Genomic DNA, 6570 nt, shown 5'->3' on the forward strand with positions numbered 1-6570 from the left:
CGTCCGATTCAGTCTAGGCCGAACTCATCGCTCTCGCTACCAAACATTGTAAGAAAAAAGCGCTTACAAATGATAGCGCTAACACAATGAGGGGATGCCGGGAGTCATGGCCAAGTTCGAGATCACACGCGCCGCGCGTCGCGGGAACCTCCTCAAAGGTGGTGCCTCCCTGCTTGCGCTGTGCCTGGCCGCCGCGCCAAACGGCGCTCTGGCCCAGCAAGCCGATGCCGCCGCCGGCCAACCTACGCAGACGCCGAACGCAGCAGTGCGTACCGCATCTTCTGATCGCGCTGCGGTAACTGTGGCCGGGGCGCCCCAGGCGGGCGCGGCACAGCCCTCCGCCAACGGGCAGGTGCCCTCGGGCGGTGCCGAAGTGACGCAGGCCGAGCAGTCGACCGCGACGCCGCAGGATGAGGCCGCCGATCAGGACATCGTCGTCACCGGCATCCGCCAGAGCCTGAAAAGTGCGCAGGCGATCAAGCGCAATTCCGAAGTCGTGGGCGATTCAATCTCGTCCGAAGACATCGGCGCGCTGCCCGACCGTTCGGTCACCGAAGCGCTGCAGCGCGTGCCTGGCGTGTCGATCAGCCGCTTCTCGGCCGGTGCCGATCCCGATCACTTCGCGACCGAAGGGTCGGGCGTCACCGTCCGCGGCCTCAGCTACACGCGCTCCGAGATCAACGGCCGCGATTCGTTCAGCGCGAACAACGGCCGCGGCCTGTCCTTCGCCGACGTGCCCGCCGAACTGCTTGGCGGCGTCGACGTGTTCAAGAGTCCGTCCGCCGACATGATCGAAGGCGGCATCGGCGGCTCGGTCAATCTGCGCACGCGCCTGCCGTTCGATTCCACCGGACTGGTGCTGGGCGGGACGCTCGAAAACAACTACGGCGATTTCGTCAAGAAGTCGGCACCGACGGTCTCGGTGCTCGGCAGCAACCGCTGGGAAACCGGCATCGGCGACTTCGGCATCCTTGCCAGCTTTGTGCGCTCGCAGGTCCGCAGCCGCGCCGACAGCGTGCAGATCTCGAACTGGGGCGAGCGCGTGATCGGCGCCGACGGGTCGCTGTTGCAGCCGGTCGACGCGACCACCGGCGTGGTCAACACCGGCCGCACCGTCTACGTGCCCCGTGGCGCTGCGATCCGCAGCCAGGAATTCAACCGCACGCGCTACGGCTATTCGGCCGCCGGCCAGTGGCGTAGCCCCGACAAGTCGATGACCGCGACCGCGCAGTTCCTGCGGACTGACTCGCGCGAGGCGTGGACCGAGAATTCGATCGAGGTCGCGACCGACAACGTGCTGGCGGCAGGCGATACGCAGCCCTTCCCCGGCACCAGCTTTGCCTATGACGACGATAACGTTTTCACCAGCGGGATCATCACCGGTCCGAACGGCTATCGCGCCGATCAGGATCCGGCGAACGGCGGCGATCAGCGTACGCCGAGCAACGGCCTGCAGAGCAACAACATCTCGCGCGGCAACCAGTCGCGCTTCCGCACCAACGACGCCAGCTTCAACCTGAAGTGGCAGGCGACGAACCGGCTCGGCATCAACCTGGACTACCAGCATGTCTGGTCGCAGGTGAAGGTCACCGACCTGACGGTCTGGGGCACGACCTTCCAGAATGCCGATATCCGGCTGGACGGGACCAACCCGGCCTATGTGAACTTCATCCCGGTGACGAACACGCCGAACAATTACCAGAACGCCGCGCACCCGAGCTATCTCGATGCGTATAACAACTTCTACCGTTCGGCGATGGACCATATCGAGGACAGCGAAGGCAACGAGGACGCTGCGCGCATCGACCTCGATTATTCCTTCCCGGAGGATAGCTGGCTGACCTCGGTCCGCGTCGGCTATCGCTTCGCCGATCGCCAGAATGAAGCGCGCTCGACCGGCTATAACTGGGGCGTGCTCAGCGAGATCTGGGGCGGCGGCAACAACCAGGACAATGCAGCGGCGCCGACCGGCCCGGGTGGTCCGGTCTGGTTCGATCGCCCGATCGACGGCAATCCCGTCACGCGCAATACGGGCAATCTCGGCCCGCAGCAGGCATTCCTCTACGACAACTTCTTCCGCGGCAAGGCGAACGATTCGTCGAACGGCGGGCGCGTGTTCGTGCCGGGGTCGTTCCTCCAGGATTATGGCGCGGCGACGCAGGCGATCAGCCAGATCGCGCAGGAATGGCGCAACTTCACGAGCAACCTGTCGGGCGCCAATGGCTGGGTGCCGCTGGCGAGCCGTGCCGGTGTCGTCGCCGGAACGCCGTTCCTGCCCGGTGAGATCAATCCGGTCAGCGAGCGCAACAACGCGGTCTATGCGATGGCGCGCTTTGGCAACGACCTGTCGAACGGCTGGAACCTGAGCGGCAATATCGGTGTGCGGTACACCAAGACGGATCGCGTCTCGTCGGGCTTCTTCGCCTTCCCGCAACAGTCGTTCAGCTGCGTCGCGCCGACCGACGGGCAGCCGGTCTCGCGGTTCTGCGCGCTGCCGCAAGCCGTACGTGACGCCGCCGCGGCGTTCCAGAACGGCAGCACGACACCCAACGACGCCAAGCTGAGCTACGACTATTTCCTGCCGAGCTTCAACGTGAAGCTGGCGATGGGCGGCGGTCTTCAATTCCGCGCGGCGTTCACCAAGAGCGTCGCTCCGCCGGATTTCGGGCTGACCCGGTCCTATTACAACATCAATCTGAACACGAGCGACCAGACGATCCTGTTCAATGGTGCGCCGGTCGCGACCTTCCAGGTCGGCAACCCGTTTCTGAAGCCGGTCCGTGCGGACAATTACGATGTGACCGCGGAATGGTATTTCTCGAATGTCGGCCAGCTCACGCTGTCGCTGTTCAAGAAGGACCTGTACGGCGTGCAGACCAACAGCCTGCAGCGTCAGAGCTTCACCAACAACGGCGCGACATTCGACGGGATCATCACGACCCCGCTGAACTCGACCGAGACGGGTCGCGTAAAGGGGTTCGAGGTCGGCTATCAGCAGACCTATGATTTCCTGCCGGGGTTCCTGAGCGGGTTCGGTCTCGCGGCCAATTTCACCTACGTGAAATCGTCGGGCGTGTCGCAGCAGAATCTCGACTCCGACGATCCCAACGTCACCGCGGGGATCATCTCCAACGTCGACACCAGCGGGTTGCCGTTGCAGGGGCTGTCGAAATACCAGTTCAACTTCGCGCCCTTCTATCAGCGTAACGGGCTCGAAGTGCGCGCCGCGTATAACTGGCGGTCCAAGAACCTGCTGACGATCCGCGACGTGATCGTGCCGAACTCGCCGGTCTACGCGGAGAAATACGGGCAGCTCGACGCCTCGATCTTCTACGCGGTGACGCCAGCGATCAAGATGGGGTTCCAGGGCGTCAACCTGACCAATTCGATCACGCGCACGTCATATGTGATCAACGATGATCTGCTGACGCGGCCGCGCAACTGGTTCATCGCGGATCGCCGCTTCACCTTCTCGATCCGCGCGTCGTTCAGATAAGCGCGAAAGGGTCGGCCGGTCCGGCCGACCCTTTCGATCCTTTTCCCGGTCTCCCCCCTGGGCGCCGCGCGACAATCGCGGCGCCCTTTTTTGTCCGGGCGTCAGGTGCGGGGCGGGGCGGCAGCAAGCGCGGCGGCGATCGCCATGTACATTGGTTTGGGCTTGAACGCGGCATCATAGGGGCAGGGGCGGCGGCGGGCCTTGTCCTTGCGCGGCTCGAACCCCTCGATCCAGCTATAGCGGTCGGTCATTCCCCACAGCAGCACGTCGCGAAGCTGCGGATAGGCGAGCATCACGTCGAGATAGCCGCGCGTGAAATCGGCCACCGCCTGATCGCGGACCGTGAAGTCGGCAGGGAGTGCGTTGTCGCGGACGTCGAGTTCGGTGATCACCAGGCCATAGCCCATCGCGGTGACCGCATCGAGGAAGCGGCGCCACTCGCCCTCGAGCCCTGCGATCGTCGCGCGCGCATCGATCCCCTGCGTGACCAGGTGAGACTGTACGCCCAGCGCATCGACCGGCACGCCGCGCGCCTTGAACCCTTCGAGCAGCTTGAGCACGCCGGCGCGGTGCGTGGCGTTGCCGGGTTCCCAGCTCATATAGTCGTTATAGACCAGCTGCGCGTGCGGCGCGACGCGGCGCGCGGTGTGGAAGGCGAGGTCCAGCGTTGCCTCGGGACTGCCCAGCGCGCGCGACAAAGCGGTCTGGTACAGGCTCGCATCCTTGGGATCGACCGCCTCGTTGACGACGTCATAGCTGCGGATCCGCGTGCCATAGCGACGGCATACCGTCGTGATATGGTCGACCAGCAGGTTTTCGGCGGCGCGCGCGGGGGTCGCGCCGAAATCATGCGCTTCTTCCCAGCGCGGCATCCATTTGGGCTGATGCCACAGCAGATTATGCCCGCGCACCGGCAGCGCGTTGGCATCCGCCCATGCCATCATCGCATCGAACCGGGTGAAGTCGAAGCTGGTCGCGCTCGGTCGCAACGCCTGCCACTTCATCTCGTTTTCGGCGACGAGCAGACCACAGTCGCGCTTGAGCAGGTCGGCATAGGCCGGGTTCGCGAACGAGCCCCGATCGGCACCGGCGGCACCCCATGCGAAACTCGACCCCATCCGCATCCCCTTGGCCGCGGCGATGCCGTGCAGGCCGGTCGGCGCAGGTGCGGCCGTTCCACGGGCGCCGGCCGATACGGCAAGACCCGTCAGCATCGCCAGCCCGGTGCGTCGCGTAATTTCCACAGCACATCCTCTCTTTTATGATAGCGCTAACGCTGGCGGTTTCTCCGCAACAGGTCAATCCCGAAGCCTCTGGTTTGGTACGCGAACTCCAGTGGCGCGCTAGAAGCCGACGCGAAGCGAGACGTCGACCACGCGGGGACGACCGAGGACCCATTGCTGGTTGTTGTAGGTGCTGATCGCATAGTCCCGGTCGAACAGGTTGTAGCCGTGGATGTCGACCGCGAGCCGTGGCGTCACTGCATAGGAGAGCGTGGCATCGACATTGGTGTAGCTGGGGACGCGGAAGCTGTTCGCATTGTCTGAATAGCGTCGTCCAACGTAGCGCAGCCCGGCGCGTGCCTGGAGCGCACGCGTCGCGTTCCAGCGCAGCCAGAGATTGGCGAGTGCCTCGGGCACGTCCGGCGGGGTATTGCCATCGAAGCGCGTGTCGCCGGAGACGAAGTCGTCGAACGTCGCGTCGAGCACGCTGCCGTTCGCATCGATCCCGACACCGTACGGCAGATCGAGCGACACCGCGGCCTCGATACCCCTGGCCGATCGCTGGCCGACCTGCTCGACCGGGCTCGCCGGGGTCAGCTGCGCCAGCAGGCGCTTCTTGACGATGCGGTAGGCGGCGAGGGTGGCGGTGCCGCGACCGTCGAGGAACACCGCCTTGGCGCCGACCTCGACCTGGTCGCCAACCGCGTTGCTGAACTGCACCTGCCCGGTCGAATAGGTCGTCAGCGTCCCCAGCGGGTCCACGCCGGTGGCATATTGCGCATAGAGCGACACCATCGGGATCGGATGATAGACGCTCCCGATCCGCCAGGTCAGATTGTGCAGCCGCTTGTCGAGCACGAACGTCTCGGTACCGGCGCCGCCCGGATAGTCGATCGACCAGCGGCGGATCGTGTCGCGCTCGTAGCGCACGCCACCGACGATCGAGATGTGCGTGCCGAGTTTCAGCCGGTCCTCGGCAAAGACCGCATATTCGGTCGTGCGCGTGCGATAGCGCGGTGCGATGCCTTGCGTGTCGATGATCAGACCGGGATCGAACGCGAAGGGATCGACGTCCGAAACCTGGGGATCAGACCCGAAATTGTGGGAATAGGTCAGTTTGATGAGGTTGACGTCGAAGCCCACGATAAGGTCGTTGCGGACGCCATCGGCGACGTCCGTCCTGAGCGTCACGCTGCCCTGATCGCCCCACTGCGTCTGGTCGTGGACGATCCCGGTCATGTCGGTGCGCAGGATGCCGCCCGGAGTGCCGGTGTTGCCGCTGCCGTTGGCGCAGACCCCGTCCGCAGCGATCCAGCAATAGGTTTCGAGATTGAGCCAGGAGCGTTTGGAGGTGAGGCGATAGGCCTGGTTGTTGACGGTGACCGCATTGCTTGGCGTCCAGTCGACCTGTAGGCTGGTGCGGTTGTCGCGGTACCGGATGACGCCGTCGCGGGTGTTGTAGTTGCGTTCCCGGATGCGGTCGTCGAGCCGTCCGTCGATCAGCGGCGTGCCGAAATAGCGCATCGGCTTCTGGTCGCCATAATCATTCCGCACGGTGACGACGAGCGTGTCGGTCGGTGCCCAGCGAAGCGTGCCCGACACGGCATGGCTGCGCGACTGGCCGCGATCGACATAGCCGTCCGATCGGCGATAGCTGCCGTCGATGCGGTAGGAGAGGCGCTCGGTGATCGGCCCCCCTGCGCCTGCCGCGAGATGGAAGCTGTCCTGCGAGCCATAGCCGATCTCGGCTTCCACTTGCGTCCGCTGCGTATCGGGTTTGCGCATCAGGACATTCACCGCGCCGCCCAGTGCGCCCTGGCCGTAGAGCACCGAGGCCGGGCCGCTCAGGAT

Annotated in this window: 3 protein-coding genes; 1 reads left to right on the plus strand and 2 read right to left on the minus strand. The window is 64.9% G+C overall.

What is annotated here, in order from left to right; translation table 11 throughout:
* The first annotated feature begins 301 nt into the window (after positions 1-301).
* Positions 302-3496: a TonB-dependent receptor gene (locus ASE89_RS04045; protein WP_168427551.1), complete on the plus strand. Its 3195-nt coding sequence runs from the start codon at positions 302-304 to the stop codon at positions 3494-3496.
* 101 nt (positions 3497-3597) lie between these two features.
* On the opposite strand, the gene ASE89_RS04050 is transcribed toward ASE89_RS04045, so the two are convergent.
* Both ASE89_RS04050 and ASE89_RS04055 read right to left on the minus strand, forming a co-directional pair.
* A complete protein-coding gene (locus ASE89_RS04050) occupies positions 3598-4740 on the minus strand; it encodes an endo-1,4-beta-xylanase (RefSeq protein ID WP_236701611.1) in 1143 nt (380 codons plus the stop codon).
* Positions 4741-4839: 99 nt separating this feature from the next.
* The coding region (locus tag ASE89_RS04055) for a TonB-dependent receptor (protein WP_056674292.1) at positions 4840-6570 on the minus strand (1731 nt) is incomplete at its 5' end.

The sequence above is a fragment of the Sphingomonas sp. Leaf30 genome (genome assembly GCF_001422525.1).
Taxonomy (GTDB): Bacteria; Pseudomonadota; Alphaproteobacteria; order Sphingomonadales; family Sphingomonadaceae; genus Sphingomonas; species Sphingomonas aerolata.